Genomic DNA, 16,114 nt, shown 5'->3' with positions numbered 1-16,114 from the left:
CAGTGTTGCGCCGTGAGCAAACACCGTGATGTGCGATCCGCCGTGGACAATTGCGTTTTGAATAAGGTTCGCCATGGCCTGTATCAGCATTTTCCGGTCGCCTTGCAGGGTCGCAGGGTTGGTGACATCCAAGATGAAACTTTTTGCATTATCTTCTGCAACTGGTCCAAAAACCTCTGCTGCTTCGCTTGCCAATTCACCAAGGTTCAAGACTTCAAAACCGTCGCGCCCTTGGCCCGCCTCAATCCGGGCGACACGCATGATGGTATCGAAAACACCGGACAGGCGCGATGCTTCTTCAAGCGCTGCGCTGCGTTCTTCGCCTTCAGGCAGAGTTTCAAGGCGCGCGTGAAGGCGCGCCAACGGAGTGCGCAAATCGTGAGCCAAGCTGGCACTGAGGTTTCGTGTTTGGGCGACCAGTCGCTCAAGCTCGGATGCTGTCGCATCAAGTTGAAGTGCAACATCGCCAAGATCATCGGATGATTGAGAGAGCCCTGTGCGCGCCTGCAAATCACCGGCGGCCAAGTCGTCAAGTGTGGCCTTAATCCTCTGGAAACGCCTTTGGCTCAATAGCCCGGCTACCAATCCGATGGCGAGCACAAAAACGAGCACAATTCCGGCCGTGCTCCACAGCACACCGCCCAAGAGCTCCAGCGCGTCCTCACTATCTTCCACCGGAACGGCAATTAGAATTGGTGTATTTTCACTGTCACGCGCCACCAAGACACGCCAGTCCTCTGAGCGGCGAAAATCATCGTCCAAACTGACTGTCCCGCCGCCATCACGTGCAACCCGCTCAAAGGCTTGCGGTAGGTCTTCCAGTTCATCAAGCGGCATGATGATCAAAGAGGATCCATCGCCGGATGCCTCGTCCACCTCGACCGTTGCGGCAAGACTTAGGAGTTGGTCATCGACCCTGTCCAGAATGGCATCGCGGCCCAAAGCGAGCGAGGCAATGATGGCCAGGGCCATGCCAAGCGAGAACACGACCGACAGAAGGAACGTCAGCCGCAAGGTCGAAGAGCGAACGAGCCATCTCATGTGATGTGAAAGCCTACCCACCAAAAACATAGCCTTCCCCCCGACGGGTTCGCAGAAGTTCCTCGGTAAAGGGTTTGTCAATCTTGGCGCGAAGGCGGCTGATATGGGTTTCGACAACACTGGTTGTCGGATCGAAGCTCATATCCCACACCTGTTCCAGCAACATCGTCCGCGTGACCAGGCGTCCGGGCCTACGCATAAAATACTCCAATAGCTTGAACTCTTTTGCCATAAGTTCGATCGCTTTGCCTTCGCGCTCGCAGTTACGCGCGAGAAGGTCGAGGCTTAGATTTCCATACCGCAACACGGTTGTTTCGCCGCCGTTATCCTCAGCGCCCGTTCGCCGCCGCCCAAGCGCATTAACGCGCGCTGAAAGTTCAATGAACGCAAAGGGCTTGGTCAGATAATCATCGCCTCCGCTTTCAAACCCCTCAACCCGATCATCCAACTCACCAAGGGCGGTCAGAAAAATGGCAGGTGTGGTGTTTTTTGAGGCGCGCAAAGACTTCAGAACAGACAAACCGTCCAGACCGGGAACCATACGATCAAGTATCAACAGGTCGTAGTCTTGGCCCATTGCAGCGAGCAGTGCATCTTTGCCATCTGGAAAATGGTCAATGACGTGACCTTCCTCGCGCAGGCCCTTGGCGATCCAGGGGCCGAGATCCTTGTCATCTTCAAGCAAGAGAATTCGCATAGACACCATTTCACCAAATGAAAAAGGGGAGGTGCACTTGTAGCCACACCTCCCACATTTCCTAAGCTAAGTTAGCCGTCGTCGGAATAGTCGTCATCATCATCGTCGTCACTGGCGTCCTCGGCTTCAACCTCCAGGATTTCACCGGTGTCCGCGTTGATCTCGACTTCCATTTCAACGCCGTCGGCAGTCAGGATTTCAATTTCATAGACCAACACGCCGTACTCACGCTCCAGCTCTGTTTCTTGCACCTCGCCGGGAACTTCTGCCAAGGCGATCTCCGTGACCTGTTCTGTTGTGAACGCCGGGGGCGTCGCATTGGCTTGTGCAGATGCAACGCTGGCCACACCGGTTGCTGCGAAAAGGCTTGCAGCGATACCGCTTGTTATGAGTTTCTTGTTCATGTCATGTCTCCATCTGGTTGGGGAAGAACACCGCGTCCTTCGATGACACCAACATGGAGAAGCGACTTTGCAATCGCCTGCAGTGAACCTTACAAGTTTGTAAGGCGCACCGATGAGCATTTCATTACGGTCGGCCCAATGCTGTCCGTCGGCGGTGTCCAGTCGAATGTCTGAATATACCTTGCGGGAACGTTGATCAGCTTTGGTCGGCAGAAAAGTGCAAGTCGGTTCGACTTTTGGTCATGTTGCTGACAAATACAGACTGCCCAGCAACCATTCACGAAACATCGACGCCTGCCGCTTGTCCTTTGAAATTGAAAGGTAGTAGCCCTCTTGACTTGGGAGCGACGACGGGTGCGCGCGTTCGACAAGCCCTGTACGCAGGGCGTGCTCTGCGAGGAGTTCGCTTACCAGAGCCACGCCAGATCCTTGTGCTGCAAGGTGAAGTGCCATGCCGAAGGTGTCGGTGTAAATTGACGCGGGCCGCGTGTGTCCGACTTGCTTGGCCCATGAACGCCATCCGCTCGATGTGCCAACTGCCTCAATGAGCGGTAAATCGTGGAAGTCTCCTTTGATTTTCGCAGACTTCAATGCGATCAGCCGGTTCGGCAAAAGCAGCTCCGCATCAACCCCTGCCTGCTTTGCTGACCCGAACCTTATTTCAACGTCAGCACGGGTCGCGTGGAAGTCATCAGGCCAGATCGCACTGAACAGCCTTACCCTGAGATCTGGAAATCGTGCCTGAAACTCCGGTAGGCGCGGCCCAATAACCCACTGCGCAACGCTGACCGATGTTGCGATGTTCAACAGGGTTTTTTCTGGGCCGGCATCCACACCATCCATCGCAGCCGCCAAGGCTAGCAACGGTGCTTCAACATCTGGCAGTAACCGACGTCCGGCATCTGTCAGCGCCAGTCCCCGTGCCCGTCGCATGAAGAGCGGAACCGCAAGACGTGTTTCGAGTGACTTTACCTGTTGGCTGACGGCAGATTGGGTGAGGCCCAATTCTTCTGCAGCGGCGGTAAAGCTCAGATGTCGCGCGGCCGCTTCGAACGAGCGCAGCCAGCCGAGCGGAGGAAGGGATTTTGCCATGGTCAAGCCAGCCATTAATAAAGCTTATACCAATGGTCTTAATTCCTTTGTTTGTCAAAATTTAACGCGTTCCGTAGCGTTTGCCGCAGCGAACAGGAGAATGGCATGCAGCCTGAAATCAGGAAAATCGTGACCTATGATGAAGAGGTCTTCATCGAAGGGTTTCGCCCGGCTGACAAACCCTGGCGAATGTTTGCTGTGGCTGCGGTTGTACGCAACCCATGGGCGGGCCGGTTTGTCGAAGACCTGACGCCAGAGATCCGTGCCTACGGGCCGGTCCTAGGACAGATGATCACGGATCGGATGATCTCGCTCGCGGGCAGCGGCACAGCGATCGAGGCCTATGGCAAGGCCGCCGTTGTGGGCCTTGATGGTGAAATCGAACATGCTTCGGGACTGATCCACACGTTGCGCTTTGGCAATTTTTACCGCGAGGCCGTTGAGGCAAAGTCCTATCTTGCCTTCACCAACACACGCGGGACAGCCAATGCGCCGATCATGGTGCCGCTTATGGACAAGAATGATGCCGGGCGGCGCTCTCATTATCTGACGATCCAGTTTTCGATCCCAGACGCCCCGCGCGATGATGAGGTTGTCGTCGTGCTCGGGGCGGCGATGTCAGGACGACCGCATCACCGTATCGGAGACCGCTATCAGGATCTAAAGGACCTTGGCCATGATCTCGACAATCCTGCCGCGGTCTGAACTGGCGGGCCTGTCTGCCATCGTGGCGGGCACGGGGCGGCCTGTTCTTTTGTTGCATGGTGTAGGACTACGGGCCGAAGCATGGGGCGCACAAATCAAGGCGCTTGGCGACACGCATCATGTCATCGCGCCGGACATGCCGGGTCACGGGGAAACCCCATGCAACGGGCAGTGCAAGGAGCTGGACGACTATGTGCAGGCCGTTTTGCCCCTGTTGCGCATGCTGGACGAACCCGCCCTGGTGGTCGGGCATTCGATGGGCGCGATGATCGCGCTGGAATTGGCGAAATCTGCACCGGAATGCGTTCGCGCTGTTGCAGCGCTCAACGCGATTTTCGAACGCAGCGACGAAGCCAAGGCCGCTGTGCAAGCCCGAGCTGCCAGCCTTGATGGAAGTACCATGCCGGATCCAACACCCACGCTTGAAAGGTGGTTCGGCACGGAGCAGTCTTTCCAGCGCAGTGCCTGCGATGACTGGCTGCGTATGGCGGACACTTTGGGATACAAGCAAGCATACACTGCTTTCGCCCATGCAGACGGTCCGAGCCGACAGGCGCTTGGCGGGCTCAAATGCCCCGCGCTGTTTGCCACCGGTGCACATGAGCCCAACTCTACACCCGAAATGTCGCATATCATGGCCGACCTTGCCCCGCAAGGACGTGTCCTTGTTGTCGACGGCGCAGCACACATGATGCCGATGACACACGCAGCAGACGTGAATTCGGCGCTGTCAGCTTTTGCACAGGACATCTGGCCATGACCGCGCATGACCCACGCGCGTTGCGCGGCGATGTCTTTCATAACACCGAAGGAGCCTGAGAATGGACTTTTCGCTTTTTGTCCATATGGAACGGCTGACCCCCACCCAGCCCCATGACCAGCTTGACGCAGAATTCATCGCGCTGTGTAAAATGGCGGACAACGCCGGTATGCGCGCGGTCTGGACCGGAGAGCATCACGGGATGGAGTTTACCATCGCACCCAACCCGCTGATGTCGCTTGTGAATGTCGCCCATCACACCAAGAATGTAAAGCTTGGCACTGGCACGATCATCGCACCGTTCTGGCACCCGATCAAACTGGCCGGAGAGGCCGCAGCGGCCGACCTGATGACACATGGGCGCATTGAGCTTGGGATCGCTCGCGGTGCCTATTCCTATGAATACGAGCGCCTGATGCCCGGGATGGACGCTTGGGAGGCGGGGCAGCGCATGCGCGAGTTGGCACCTCTTTTGCCTAAGCTCTGGGAGGGCGATTGCGCCCATGAAGGCGCGTTTTTCAGCTTTCCGGCCACCACGGCAGCCCCCAAGCCTGTACAGGACGGCGGTCCGCCGATCTGGATTGCGGCACGCGATCCCAACAGCCACGCGTTTGGCGTTCAAAACGGGTTCAACATTCAGGTGACCCCGCTTTGGCAGGGGATTGAAGAGATCAAAACGCTCATGGGACGGTTCAACACCGCCTGCGCGGAATACGACGGGCCACGCCCGAAAATCATGCTGTTGCATCACACCTATGTCGGTGCCGATGAGGCCGATGTCGCGCAAGCCGCACAAGAGCTGTCACGGTTTTATTGCTATTTCGGAGCATGGTTTCAGAACAAACGGCCTGTGGAGCAAGGGCTGATCGCGCCGCTCTCCGAAGAGGAACTGGCCAACAACGCGCTGATGTCCCCTGAAAATATGGCGCGCGACCTGACAATCGGAACATCGGCGGAGGTGATTGCAAAAATTAAGAAATACGAAGACCTTGGCTATGACGAATATTCTTTTTGGATCGACAGCGGGATGAGTTTCGAGCGCAAGCGCGCCTCGCTTCAAAGGTTCATCGACGACGTCATGCCTGCCTTTAATTGAGGTTAAAAATGGACAGCAAACCGCATTATCAGCTTTTTATCGACGGCGCTTGGACAGAGGGTTCCCAAGGTCAGACGATGGCCTCGCAAAACCCGGCGACCGGGGAGGACTGGGCCACCTTCGCCTGCGCGTCCGCGTCCGATGTCGAACGTGCAGTTGGGGCGGCGCGTCGGATGCTGAACGATCCTGCGTGGCGCGACATGACACAGACACAGCGCGGCAAGCTGCTTTACCGTCTTGCTGATCTGATCGAGGAAAACGCCGCCAAACTTGGGCGCATCGAGACGACGGACAGCGGCAAGCTTTTGGCCGAAACGGCCAGCCAAACGGCCTATGTCGGCGATTATTACCGCTACTACGCAGGGCTTGCAGACAAGATCGAAGGGGCCGTGCTGCCGATCGACAAGCCAGACATGCACGTCTTCACGCGGCGCGAACCGATCGGCGTGGTCGTAGCCATCGTGCCATGGAACGCCCAGATGTTCCTGACAGCGACCAAGTTGGGTCCCGCTCTTGCAGCGGGCTGTACCGTGGTTCTCAAAGCGTCGGAAATTGCCCCGGCGCCGATGCTCGCATTCGCCCGCCTGATCGAACAGGCCGGCTTTCCTGCGGGCGTGGTGTCTGTCATCACGGGGGATGCAGATAACTGTGCAATTCCGCTCACACGCCACGCTGATGTGGACAGGATCGCCTTTACCGGTGGTCCTGAAACAGCACGCCACGTGGTGCGCAATTCAGCTGAAAATTTTGCCGTCACCACATTGGAACTGGGCGGCAAATCTCCCATTCTGGTGTTCGAGGACGCGGATTTGGAAAGCGCGGCCAATGGGCTGATCGCGGGAAACTTCGGCGCGTCGGGCCAAAGCTGTGTCGCTGGAACGCGCGGCTTGGTGCATCGGTCGGTCCTTGACGCTGTCGCCAACAAGATCGAAGAGAAAATGCGAGGCGTTGTCATCGGAGACCCGCTTGATGCCGACACCCAGATCGGGCCGCTCTGCACCGCCGCACAGATCAGCAAGATCGAAGAAACGCTTGCAGTTGCCTGTGAAGCCGGCGCAACAATTCGCTTTGGAGGTATGGCCCTCGAACGACCCGGCAACTACATGACACCAACCCTCGTTGAATGCGCCGATGCAAACACAGAGACCCTAAAGGTTGAAATGTTCGGGCCTGTCATGTCGCTCTTGCCATTTGACACCGAAGAAGAAGCCATCGCGATGGCCAACAGCACTCCGTTCGGACTGGGTTCAGGCGTGTTCACTCAGAATGTCGCACGCGCCCATCGGGTCTCGGCGCGCCTCAAGGCGGGGATATGCTGGGTGAACACGTATCGGGCCATTTCCCCCATTGCGCCGTTTGGAGGCTTTGACCAATCAGGTTACGGACGGGAGGCAGGTTTGGAGGCCATACATGACTACACGCGCACCAAGACAACATGGATCAGCACATCCGACAAGCCGATGGCCAATCCGTTTGTCATGCGTTGAGTCGATGTCTGTTATGAGGCCCCTGATCGGCTTTGTTGCACAAATCCGTTGATGGGCAGGCCTCCCCTTTTCCCGGACGAACTTACCCTGTGGGCTACGTGACGGGTGTTCCAAGAGCAGTGTAGCGGTTCAGGACGGCTGTCACTGTACCCTAATTAATCAGAATCTGCGGATTCAGAGCGGTTTGGGGCGTTTTTGTACCCTTAGTTTCAATATATCCAGAGGCTCCATGTTTCAGGACTTGGCACCGGATGAGCGCCTCCAGATTTCATCTGCGCGCGCCAGAAGCGCTTGACGATTTGCGTCTGGTCCGAGCTCAGTGATGGCCTGACGTGCTTCTCGCAAAGCGCTTTTGGATGCAGTTGGACGGCTCACTCCATGTGTTTCCTGCCTTGACGGGCGCTCTGTTTCCCGTCGTTCCGGAAGCCATCGCTCAAGGTCCTGCGACACTCTACGGATCCGCTCGATTAGCCGACGATGCTGAGGGAAGTCGCGGCGCAACTCAAAAACTACCCGTTCGTTTCCACGTAGGATGATGGCGGCACCCAAAATGGGACGAATCACGCTTACACCGACCGCGGCAAGCGCCATCAACCTTTCGCGCTCGTTACCCGAAGTGAGTGCTCTCAGGTTCCCAATCTTCAGAACTGCCATGAGATGCCAGGTCAAATCCCCCCGGCGCAACCGTCTGGGATTGTTCGTGGCTGCAGCCGTCTTCAGAGCTTCCGCGCCGGGTACAGCTCGAGCACGTAGCTTGCCTGATACATCTTTGGCTGGATACTCCGTTGCCAGAGCCTGGCCGCAGGGTTCGCAGATCATCGACCACGCCAAGCGCCAATGGCGAAGAACCAGATCGGGTGATTTCGCAACACACCCCGGGCAATATTGGAAGTCATGCCGCGACACATATTGCACGCCGTGATGTGTCACATCCGGAAGAGTCATGGCAGCAATTTCATCCTGAGTCCGTCGAACTGCCGAGCAGACGCGGATCCAGTCTACTTGTCCGAGATCGTTGCTACGCTCCGGCACCCTGCCCTGCCCCGAACCCAGATAGCCGCAAAGTTCTTCAGTGGAGCAGTGATTGGCCTTCGCCAATCGGCCGACCCAGCTGGACAGAAGCTCATCGTGAATGGGTGGAGGTCGAAACGGTAGCGGTTTGACGGTCATCCGAATGCAGCCGCGGACTGGCGAGGGATGTTCCACGCGTGCTTTGTCCAAACCGGTTGCCAGGCCTGAACCGCTTTGTCCGTGATCCGCTCTTCTCCGGTCTCGATCGCATCGTTAGCCAGGGACTTGATCATGATGAACGCGCGCGAGGTGACGCCGCCGGTCACTTTCAGGATCGTCCGAAGCGGCGCCATCGTCAGGCCTGAGCGTTTCTCGAGCGCCATCGCCGCGATCAGTGTCTGGATCAGGCGAGAGAATTCCACATCATCTTCCCAAAGCGGCAGGTAATGTTCATCCAGGCGTCGGGCCAGTTGGTCGTCTCCTCGAACCGCCTCCAAGGCATCGTTCACACCGAAGACGACGAGCGAAGCGCAGAGATCGTTGGCGAGGAACCGAAGCATGTTCAGGAAACGGCGTTGCTCCCGATAGCTGCCAGCAAGCAGATTGTGCACCTCGTCAATCATTAACATCCTGGGTCAGGCCTCATAGCCAGTATATAACGAGTGCGGCGAGAGCGATGGCTGACAGGAAGACCGTTGGGCATCTGTCGTATCTGGTTGCGACACGCCGCCATTCCTTGAGCCTGCCGAACATGATCTTGATACGGTTGCGGCGCTTGTACCGGCGCTTATCGTATTTGATGGTATTCTTGCGCTGCTTTCGGCCTGGGATGCAGGGGCGTATCCCTTTGTCTTTCAATGCTTCTCTGAACCAATCTGCGTCGTAGCCTCGACCCCCAAGGAGCCAGTCGGCCCGTGGCAGGTTACTCAGCATAGCTCGCGCGCCGATCATCAACACGAGACTTGCCATGGGACTTGGGAAAGACGGGCTCCAAACGCGCCATTTGCGCGTCACTCAACCAATGAAGATTAGACATGTTCACCGCTCATTTTTTGAGCCGTGAATCACGTCACCTCCCGCAAATCAATGGGTCGTGAGCCTAAACGCTCATGCCCCACATGACCATTACTCCGACAAAAATCACCACGACGAAGAAAGTCCAAGTGATGAAACCATTTCGTAAGCTGGTAAACAGAACAGACAATCCCGACTCATTCCGCCGCTTTGCCCTGACCCCACCGATAAGCGCACCAATGACGAAAAACGGAAGCGATAATCCGAACGGATTGTAAAGCAAATCGTAACACACAGTTACTCAGTCTTTCTTAGTCTACTGAACCGGGAAATAATCCTCACAGTCGCCATCACGGTACACATCCGCCGTACAGCAGTGCAGCCCGCCACCAAATGCATAAGCATCGCGCAATTCGACCGGGATGACTTCCATCCCCAGTTTGTCCATCTGTTCCATCTGGTAGACCTCGGATGCCTCTACACAGACCGTCTTTGGGTCAAGCACGAGCACATTCATCGATAGCCATGTCGAGGAATAACACAGCGGAGGCGGTGTGTTATGCGCGGGCTGGGCGGCATCGACGATTTCCCAATCGTTCTTGTTGAAATACGCGCGCTGTTCTTCGGGCAACCGGCGGTTCGGATTATTCAGGATTAGCCCTGGACGCAGCGGCGTGAAGGTCGCGTCGATGTGGATTGGATATGGATCGCCAGGGAAATTCACTGCACGCACACGATGGTCGGGGAAGTGGCGGCGCAGCCATTCGATGCCTTTGAGGTTCGTGGTAAAGCCGTGCTGCACGATCAGGTCTTTGCCGAAGCGCAACACATCCGCAGCGTCGAACAAAGGCTCTTCCTCTGTCGTGACGAAATGCTTTTCTGCGGTCCACTTGAGGCGCTTTTCGATGCCGATTTTTTCGGACAAGTAGTCTGCGTGGTAATCCGCATCCGTCAGGCGCGGTTTGGGTGCTGTTTCATGGCGGAAGTTTTGATCTTCATCGAAGTATTGCTGCATCAATGGCCGGTAACAGAGGTATTCGAACCAGCGGCACCGGTACGACATGGTCGCTTCAAGAATCTCGTGACCAACAGTCAACAACACATCACGTGGTGGCATGCAGCCGAATTGGCTGTCGGTGTGGAAATCTGGCGTTGTTGCAGGCAGGGAGAAATCAGTCGGCGTTGGGCGATCCACCCGTACGCCCCGCTTGGTGAGCATATCGGCGAAGTTGTCGAGCAGTTCGTTCGCGCGATCAATCGTTTCCTGCGGACGGCGCCCCCACTGGCCGCGCATGTCGCTGTCCTCGGGTACCTTGGCATCAAGCGCCGGTTCCTCTGGCGGGATGTGACAATCATCGGCCTTGCCCACGATTACATGGCGCAGCGTGTCCCATTCATTCCAGCTTTTCACTTGTGTGGTATCGGGCGACCAGCTCATTCGTATTCCTCGTTTTGATTTGCGCTAGGGATGCGCGAGACAGTTCAAAACGGCAAGTCCAAAGGCGACGAAAGGCGTCGCAAGACGGACGCCTTTCCAAATTTTACCGCTTGGTCAAATTTGTTCAGTTACCGAAATCTGACAGCGCTTCAAAGTCGATCCGTTCCATCGCGTCCATCAACAAAGCTTCATCGCCGCCATCGATTGTGATCAAAATGCGGTTGTTGACGAGCGCCATTGCTTGTCCTTCATTCAAGGCAATCCGTTGCCGCCCGATCCGTTCAACCTTCATCCCCATCGCTGCCGCATTGGCGACCATTCCGCCCATCGTTGCGACCATCGCGTTGTCGGCCATCATCGTGATCGAATAATACTGGGAATTGTCAGGCGCGTTGTAGCTGGCGCTTGCCCCCATACCCCCGCCCATCATCGCAAGGCCCGCCTGCATATCGTTGTCGATCACGCGCTCCCAGCCTTCTGGCGCCTCTGGCAGGAATTGTTGAAAGGCATCGGCCTGGATTGCCATCATCTTTTGCCGCGCGAAGTCCAGCTCTTCTATTGCGTAGGCCACGTCGCCGTCATTGTAGGCGTCCAATGCCGCCTGAAGCGTATCCGAAATCTCGTCTGCACTTACAGTGGCCGGGGCAAAAAGGCTGGCAGCAAGCGCCACAGCGATAATCTTGTTCATTTCAAATTCTCCATATCAATCGAGCCGATCCCAACGCGGATCGCCACCCTGAGCAACTTTAAGCGCGATCTTTGCTTCCCTTTCAACCGGGGTTTTGCGAATGTTTTGCCAGAGCCGTTCAGATAGGCAACGGCAGGCCCGCGTAATTTCAGACCGGGCAGATTGATTGGAGGATTTGGAATGGCAGATTTCGACACCCAGGTGCGCGAGAGCCAAGCACAGGTGGCCGAAGCGCAGGCCAAGATCGCGGAGCTGACCAGCCGGATCGAAACCACACGCGCCAAGATGAAGTCAGGCGATGATGTGACCTTCGACATCGAGAATGCCACGCTTGACGACGTTCATGCGCATACAGACGTAATGAACGCCAACATCGCAGAACTGATCATGGGGCTGGACGATGTGACCGCCGCATTTTCCAAAGACTTCGACGAGATGCGATCAAAGACTGGTTGGGAAAGCTTTGTTGGGATCTTTTCCAGCGGCAAGTCAGAGTCGATGCGCCAAGAGCGGATGAAGACCGCTTCGATTGATGATAAACTGCAGGACTTGATCGCCAAGTCGGACGTGATCGTCACGCTGCTACAAGGCCAGTTGAACCTGCTCAATGAACAGAAAGACAAGGTCGAAGTGAACCTGTCCGAGACATTAGACGAACGCGAAGCCACGGTGGGCGAATTGGAAAGCGTGCGCGCCGAAATCCTTGGCATGGATCCCAAGATCATCGAGCTTGAGAACAAGATCAGCGTTGAACAGGATGCCGCTGCCCGTACCAAGCTGGAAACCGAGTTGGCAGAGTTAAATGCGGCCTACAACGCGATGGTTCAGGACGAGCAGGTCAAGCTCGCCAAAAGCCAGACGCTGGAGCGGTATATCGAGAAGGGCAAGACCTGGATCGACAGCCTTCAGAACCAAGCGGCGACGCAGATGGTGTTGATCAACAAGCTTCAGACGGACACGAAGCAGCGGGTTGTTCTGTATGATGCGCTGTCGAAATCCCTTAAGACGGCGCAACAACAGGATATTGCGCACCGGATCAACGAAATTGGCGTGCAAACCGACCAGGAAGCGCAATCGGCAATGGCGGGTATCGGCGCGGCGACCAACCAGCGGATGGCGGATATGCTTGAATCACACGAGGACCACATGGTCTTTGCCCGCGAGGTGCTGGAGGCCAAAGCCAAGGCGGATGAGCGGTTCGCGCGACGGTTCCAGACGATTGTCGATAAGCATGACAAGAACCTGTATGGGGCATGACCAACGCCGCCGATGACCATCGTGGCCTGCCAGACACACAGGCGAGCCGACGCTATTTCGCGAAATTCGACAGAATCCTTGAACATCTGGGTCGGGTCGCGGCGATGCTGCATGTTGAAAAGCGACTGACGAAAGATGAGGTTGAGGTCTTGGCGCGGTATGTAGCCGCGCTCAGCCTGACGTTCCGGGCGCTGTCGATGAAGTATCTTCTGGTCGGGCGTGACACCGGGCAGTTCTTTGGATCCTTGACCATGGATGTGAAGGACAGCGGCTTCCCAACGGCGACAGAATTATTGGTCATGGCGAATGATGCCGCACAGGCAGATCAACATCTGCGAACCATGCCTGCGGTCGATGCGCTAAAAGACCAGATGGTGGCCGAAATCATCGGTGATCAGGCGATCCCGACACGGCTGCAATTCACGTTGAGCCAACGGCTTTATTACGACGAACTCGCACGCGGCAAGCTGTTTTGGGCGCGGAATGATCCGCAATGCCTGTGGCTTTCCGGCGAAGAACGGCGACGCTATCTGCTGCATTGGGCGGTTTATGACAGTCAGGTGAACCTGCCTACCATCTACCTGATGGAGGTCGAGGACAGCGGGCGAGACGCGTTGCCGAAAGACGACCGGCGTTGGCCCGAAGTGCAAGCGCATCTGATGGCGCAATCATTGGGTGGGTTGAAGCTGTTGACCATCGCACAGGGCTTTGACGAGACCTTTGATCATTTGCACCCCAAACGCCTGCGTCGGTTCCACATCGGCCCGATGTATTCGCATTCCTTTACCCAACAATCCGGCCCAATCCGCGAGGTTCTGGAGCAGGCGCGCGCGCCCGAGGGGCAGGATTGGGCACTGGCCTGGACGTTAGAAGAGCTGGAAAGCGAGCGCGTGCGGCAAGAAAAATCAGGCTGGTTTTCACGCGTTGACCGTGAGGTGTTCGCTTTAGACCCGTTCGCCGGGCGCGGAGCTGAGACCGGAACGACGGTGACCGAGCGCATGGTGATCCTGCCGGAGCGACCATTTCAGGCTTTGGCGGAATTGAATCCACCAGGCTTTGCCCAGGTCCGCAAGTTCGTGGTGAACGATGCGGGGCGGGTGTTGAGTTATTGACCGTCGCGCTTGCGTTTGCTGCGGGAGCCTCCGGCGGGAGTTTATTTGGCAAGATGAAGTTTAGGAGCGTGGCGAAATGAGTGTGACATCTGACCTGATGGAGCTGCGCGAAGAGGCGATCCTGAAGCATTACCCAGCGGCCAATGCGATGCTGGAGGGATTTGACCATACGCCACGGGTGGCGTCCGGAGCCGAGCCTGCAGCGGTGGAGCGATCCTCAGGCATTGGCACACGGCGGCGGTTCCGGTCGACGACGCCGGGATTGGTGACACGGTCCACCGCGCGGCCCGACGGGGTGCATCTGTTGGAGCGGATTGCGGGAGCGGATGGGGATGATCCGTTGGTTTCTCCGGCGCAAGCCTCGGTGATGCACGGGCTGCGGCGGGCGTTGGGGATTGCGCTCGCGGTCGGCGAGGCGTTTTCGGACGCGACGCCGTTGGGCGAGATGAAACGCGCGAATTTGCAGGGATCGCTGGGTGCCGATCGGAAGGCCGAGTTTTCGGCTTTGCTTGAGGGTGAGGCGCTGGCGGTTGGGTATGTGTTTGCCAACGCGACGGCGTTTCTATTGGCGCAGCAGGCCAGCGAAGTGACGGTGGATGTGGGCGAGGTGCAGGAAGTTCTGACTGACAACGCGCAGCTTGCCCTTCACGGCGCGCTTTGGGAGTTGGACCAGAAGCTTTCGCTGCACGCCACTGACGAGCCGCGCATGGTGGCGACGGTGTTGGCCTTTGCCGAGCAGTTGATGGAACGGATCGCGCTGCGTGCGCAGAACGGGGCGCGGACTGACGCGTTTACCTCGGCCAACTGGCGGGTGGAGGGGGATGATCTGACGCTCCGGGGCTTTACGCCTGCGTCGAAGACCAAGGGCACCACGCTCACCATGCAGTTCAAGAAGCCGAATGAGGTCGTTGGCAACCACATCGCCAAGTACCAGGCGATGCGGCTGGCGAAGATGCTGATGGCCTATGATTTCGAACGGCGGCTGAACCCGTTTGCGGAACTTGGGGGCTTCATCTTCACCTTTATGGGGGATGGCGCGCCGGGGACAGGTAAAACGACGCTGATCCAGATGATGGCGGGAATGATCAACGACTACTGCCAGAACGCGGGCTACACGTTCCGCTACCAGAACTTCGGCATCGACAATATCGACAGTTATCAGGGCAAGTCGGGGCAGAACGCGAAGGCGTTTATCAACAATGTGCTCGACCCGTCGGTGATCGGGTTCGGGACGATTGACGACATAGACCAGATTGCGGGCAAGCGCGGCGACCGGCAGTCCAGCGCGGGGCAGCAGGAAGTCACGGCAGTGTTCATGGAGGCGTTTGCCGGGGCCAACACCGTGGTGCGGGGGAACTGCACCTTCGGGATGTTCTCGAACTTCCCCGAGAACGTGGACGATGCGCTGCGGCAGCGGGCGGGGGCGCGGTTCCTTGTGGACGGGCCGCAGACGCGGGAGGATTACATCGACATCCTTGCGCTGCTCATGGGCAAGAAACACGACATTCCGCTGGGGGATCACGAGCTCTACGCCGCGCAACAGATCCAGAAGGCAGTGGCAGCGTCGTTTGAATCGCACAACACGCCCAAGGAGCCGGGGTTGATGGAGGTGTTCGACCGGGTGTCGTCGCAGATCGGCGCGCTCGACACGATTGCCAAGATGGGCACCTACCTCAAGGCCATTCAGGAGGCCGACCCGCGCTTTACGGGGCGCGCGATCAAGAACATCACCGACGCGGTGAAGGTCCGCGCGATGGACTTTGAGTTGCCGGATGAGTGGATGGAGCAGCCGGACCTGTTCCTGTTCCAGCCCTATGATCGGAAGGCCGCGATGATCGAGGAGTTGCGGCGGCCGATTACAGTGGAGATGGTGATCCAGGAGATCAACCGCTACGCGGATTCCGAGTTCCGCTATGCGGACAAGTCGGATGAGGTGGCGATTGAGGCGATGGTGCGGGACTTTGGGCGTCAGGAAGAGGCGAAGAAGAGGTATTTGGAGGGGAAGGGGTGACGCTTTTTTCCATTTTCACGTTTATCCTGATACTTGGCCTTTGCTTTGCTCTGCCTTCCGCCCTGCCGGTGCCAAATGACGCAGCATGGAAAGGGTTGAAACGCTTTGCTGTCAGCGCACTTGCGATTGGGATTATACTCGGACTTGCGAATTGGACGTATTTTCGTATTTCGGGCGACCCAGTTTTGGGGCGAGGTTTCTCGTCCAACATGATTTTTTATTGGCTGGGAACTGCCACACTTTGGGCACCTCTCCTTGCTATTCGTGTCATCCAGATTGCTGTTCGCGAAAGGCCGAACTT

Annotated in this window: 15 protein-coding genes and 1 pseudogene; 7 read left to right on the top strand and 9 right to left on the bottom strand. The window is 57.2% G+C overall.

The genetic code is table 11. The features are described from left to right. The 4 genes from ACTG4M_RS11770 to ACTG4M_RS11755 form a co-directional block, all read right to left on the bottom strand. Positions 1 to 1,041 (bottom strand): histidine kinase dimerization/phospho-acceptor domain-containing protein (locus ACTG4M_RS11770; protein WP_439123854.1); only part of this gene is annotated, 1,041 nt, incomplete at its 3' end. Positions 1,042 to 1,054: 13 nt separating this feature from the next. Beyond that, complete coding sequence (locus ACTG4M_RS11765) at positions 1,055 to 1,738, bottom strand: winged helix-turn-helix domain-containing protein (protein WP_439123853.1); 684 nt, start codon at positions 1,736 to 1,738, stop codon at positions 1,055 to 1,057. Positions 1,739 to 1,809: 71 nt separating this feature from the next. Next, on the bottom strand, positions 1,810 to 2,142 hold the full coding sequence (locus ACTG4M_RS11760) for a PepSY domain-containing protein (RefSeq protein ID WP_439123852.1): 333 nt from the start codon (positions 2,140 to 2,142) through the stop codon (positions 1,810 to 1,812). Positions 2,143 to 2,382: 240 nt separating this feature from the next. Further along, positions 2,383 to 3,249, bottom strand: coding sequence for a LysR family transcriptional regulator (locus ACTG4M_RS11755; protein ID WP_439123851.1), 867 nt, complete (start codon positions 3,247 to 3,249; stop codon positions 2,383 to 2,385). A 90-nt stretch (positions 3,250 to 3,339) separates the two neighbouring features. Here ACTG4M_RS11755 and ACTG4M_RS11750 point away from each other — a divergent pair, with 90 nt between their 5' ends. The 4 genes from ACTG4M_RS11750 to ACTG4M_RS11735 all read left to right on the top strand — a co-directional run bounded on the left by ACTG4M_RS11750 (position 3,340) and on the right by ACTG4M_RS11735 (position 7,282). Next, entirely contained in the window at positions 3,340 to 3,939 is a 600-nt protein-coding gene (locus ACTG4M_RS11750; protein WP_439123850.1) for an amino acid synthesis family protein, read from the top strand. Beyond that, positions 3,911 to 4,699, top strand: a complete 789-nt coding sequence (locus ACTG4M_RS11745; RefSeq protein ID WP_439123849.1) for an alpha/beta fold hydrolase — start codon at positions 3,911 to 3,913, stop codon at positions 4,697 to 4,699. Before ACTG4M_RS11750 ends, ACTG4M_RS11745 begins: the two co-directional genes overlap by 29 nt. A 61-nt stretch (positions 4,700 to 4,760) precedes the next feature. Further along, complete coding sequence (locus tag ACTG4M_RS11740) at positions 4,761 to 5,795, top strand: LLM class flavin-dependent oxidoreductase (protein WP_439123848.1); 1,035 nt, start codon at positions 4,761 to 4,763, stop codon at positions 5,793 to 5,795. A gap of 8 nt (positions 5,796 to 5,803) precedes the next feature. Beyond that, positions 5,804 to 7,282: an aldehyde dehydrogenase gene (locus ACTG4M_RS11735; RefSeq protein ID WP_439123847.1), complete on the top strand. Its 1,479-nt coding sequence runs from the start codon at positions 5,804 to 5,806 to the stop codon at positions 7,280 to 7,282. 234 nt (positions 7,283 to 7,516) lie between these two features. On the opposite strand, the gene ACTG4M_RS11730 is transcribed toward ACTG4M_RS11735, so the two are convergent. The 5 genes and pseudogenes from ACTG4M_RS11730 to ACTG4M_RS11710 form a co-directional block, all read right to left on the bottom strand. Further along, on the bottom strand, positions 7,517 to 8,452 hold the full coding sequence (locus ACTG4M_RS11730) for a TniQ family protein (RefSeq protein WP_439123846.1): 936 nt from the start codon (positions 8,450 to 8,452) through the stop codon (positions 7,517 to 7,519). Beyond that, positions 8,449 to 8,916 carry a TniB family NTP-binding protein gene (locus ACTG4M_RS11725; RefSeq protein ID WP_439123845.1) on the bottom strand — a complete coding sequence of 156 codons (468 nt, stop codon included), beginning with the start codon at positions 8,914 to 8,916 and terminating at the stop codon, positions 8,449 to 8,451. The genes ACTG4M_RS11730 and ACTG4M_RS11725 overlap by 4 nt, the downstream gene beginning before the upstream one ends. A gap of 19 nt (positions 8,917 to 8,935) precedes the next feature. Then, positions 8,936 to 9,238 (bottom strand): annotated as a pseudogene (locus ACTG4M_RS11720) (transposase); the annotation flags it as partial. Between the two features lie 385 nt (positions 9,239 to 9,623). Further along, positions 9,624 to 10,745, bottom strand: a complete 1,122-nt coding sequence (locus ACTG4M_RS11715) for a serine/threonine protein kinase (protein ID WP_439123844.1) — start codon at positions 10,743 to 10,745, stop codon at positions 9,624 to 9,626. A 124-nt stretch (positions 10,746 to 10,869) separates the two neighbouring features. Next, positions 10,870 to 11,433, bottom strand: a complete 564-nt coding sequence (locus ACTG4M_RS11710) for a hypothetical protein (RefSeq protein ID WP_439123843.1) — start codon at positions 11,431 to 11,433, stop codon at positions 10,870 to 10,872. Between the two features lie 180 nt (positions 11,434 to 11,613). Here ACTG4M_RS11710 and ACTG4M_RS11705 point away from each other — a divergent pair, with 180 nt between their 5' ends. The 3 genes from ACTG4M_RS11705 (at position 11,614) to ACTG4M_RS11695 (ending at position 15,813) form a co-directional block, all read left to right on the top strand. Continuing rightward, a complete protein-coding gene (locus ACTG4M_RS11705) occupies positions 11,614 to 12,690 on the top strand; it encodes a hypothetical protein (protein WP_439123842.1) in 1,077 nt (358 codons plus the stop codon). Further along, positions 12,687 to 13,802, top strand: a complete 1,116-nt coding sequence (locus tag ACTG4M_RS11700; RefSeq protein WP_439123841.1) for a hypothetical protein — start codon at positions 12,687 to 12,689, stop codon at positions 13,800 to 13,802. The genes ACTG4M_RS11705 and ACTG4M_RS11700 overlap by 4 nt, the downstream gene beginning before the upstream one ends. A gap of 76 nt (positions 13,803 to 13,878) precedes the next feature. Continuing rightward, positions 13,879 to 15,813, top strand: a complete 1,935-nt coding sequence (locus ACTG4M_RS11695) for an ATP-binding protein (protein ID WP_439123840.1) — start codon at positions 13,879 to 13,881, stop codon at positions 15,811 to 15,813. The last annotated feature ends 301 nt before the right edge of the window (positions 15,814 to 16,114 follow it).

Source organism: Marivita sp., assembly GCF_965656765.1.
In the GTDB taxonomy this organism is placed as follows: domain Bacteria; phylum Pseudomonadota; class Alphaproteobacteria; order Rhodobacterales; family Rhodobacteraceae; genus Marivita.
The sequence above is the reverse complement of the archived record's forward strand: the minus strand, read 5'-3'. Positions and strand labels throughout refer to the sequence as shown.

What these genes read in the sequence shown, in the direction of transcription:
- ACTG4M_RS11730 (WP_439123846.1), bottom strand. Translation starts at nt 8,452, where the DNA reads ATGACCGTCAAACCGCTACCGTTTCGACCTCCACCCATTCACGATGAG.
- ACTG4M_RS11735 (WP_439123847.1), top strand. Translation starts at nt 5,804, where the DNA reads ATGGACAGCAAACCGCATTATCAGCTTTTTATCGACGGCGCTTGGACA.
- ACTG4M_RS11705 (WP_439123842.1), top strand. Translation starts at nt 11,614, where the DNA reads ATGGCAGATTTCGACACCCAGGTGCGCGAGAGCCAAGCACAGGTGGCC.
- ACTG4M_RS11715 (WP_439123844.1), bottom strand. Translation starts at nt 10,745, where the DNA reads ATGAGCTGGTCGCCCGATACCACACAAGTGAAAAGCTGGAATGAATGG.
- ACTG4M_RS11710 (WP_439123843.1), bottom strand. Translation starts at nt 11,433, where the DNA reads ATGAACAAGATTATCGCTGTGGCGCTTGCTGCCAGCCTTTTTGCCCCG.
- ACTG4M_RS11765 (WP_439123853.1), bottom strand. Translation starts at nt 1,738, where the DNA reads ATGCGAATTCTCTTGCTTGAAGATGACAAGGATCTCGGCCCCTGGATC.
- ACTG4M_RS11700 (WP_439123841.1), top strand. Translation starts at nt 12,687, where the DNA reads ATGACCAACGCCGCCGATGACCATCGTGGCCTGCCAGACACACAGGCG.
- ACTG4M_RS11725 (WP_439123845.1), bottom strand. Translation starts at nt 8,916, where the DNA reads ATGATTGACGAGGTGCACAATCTGCTTGCTGGCAGCTATCGGGAGCAA.
- ACTG4M_RS11755 (WP_439123851.1), bottom strand. Translation starts at nt 3,249, where the DNA reads ATGGCTGGCTTGACCATGGCAAAATCCCTTCCTCCGCTCGGCTGGCTG.
- ACTG4M_RS11740 (WP_439123848.1), top strand. Translation starts at nt 4,761, where the DNA reads ATGGACTTTTCGCTTTTTGTCCATATGGAACGGCTGACCCCCACCCAG.
- ACTG4M_RS11750 (WP_439123850.1), top strand. Translation starts at nt 3,340, where the DNA reads ATGCAGCCTGAAATCAGGAAAATCGTGACCTATGATGAAGAGGTCTTC.
- ACTG4M_RS11760 (WP_439123852.1), bottom strand. Translation starts at nt 2,142, where the DNA reads ATGAACAAGAAACTCATAACAAGCGGTATCGCTGCAAGCCTTTTCGCA.
- ACTG4M_RS11695 (WP_439123840.1), top strand. Translation starts at nt 13,879, where the DNA reads ATGAGTGTGACATCTGACCTGATGGAGCTGCGCGAAGAGGCGATCCTG.
- ACTG4M_RS11745 (WP_439123849.1), top strand. Translation starts at nt 3,911, where the DNA reads ATGATCTCGACAATCCTGCCGCGGTCTGAACTGGCGGGCCTGTCTGCC.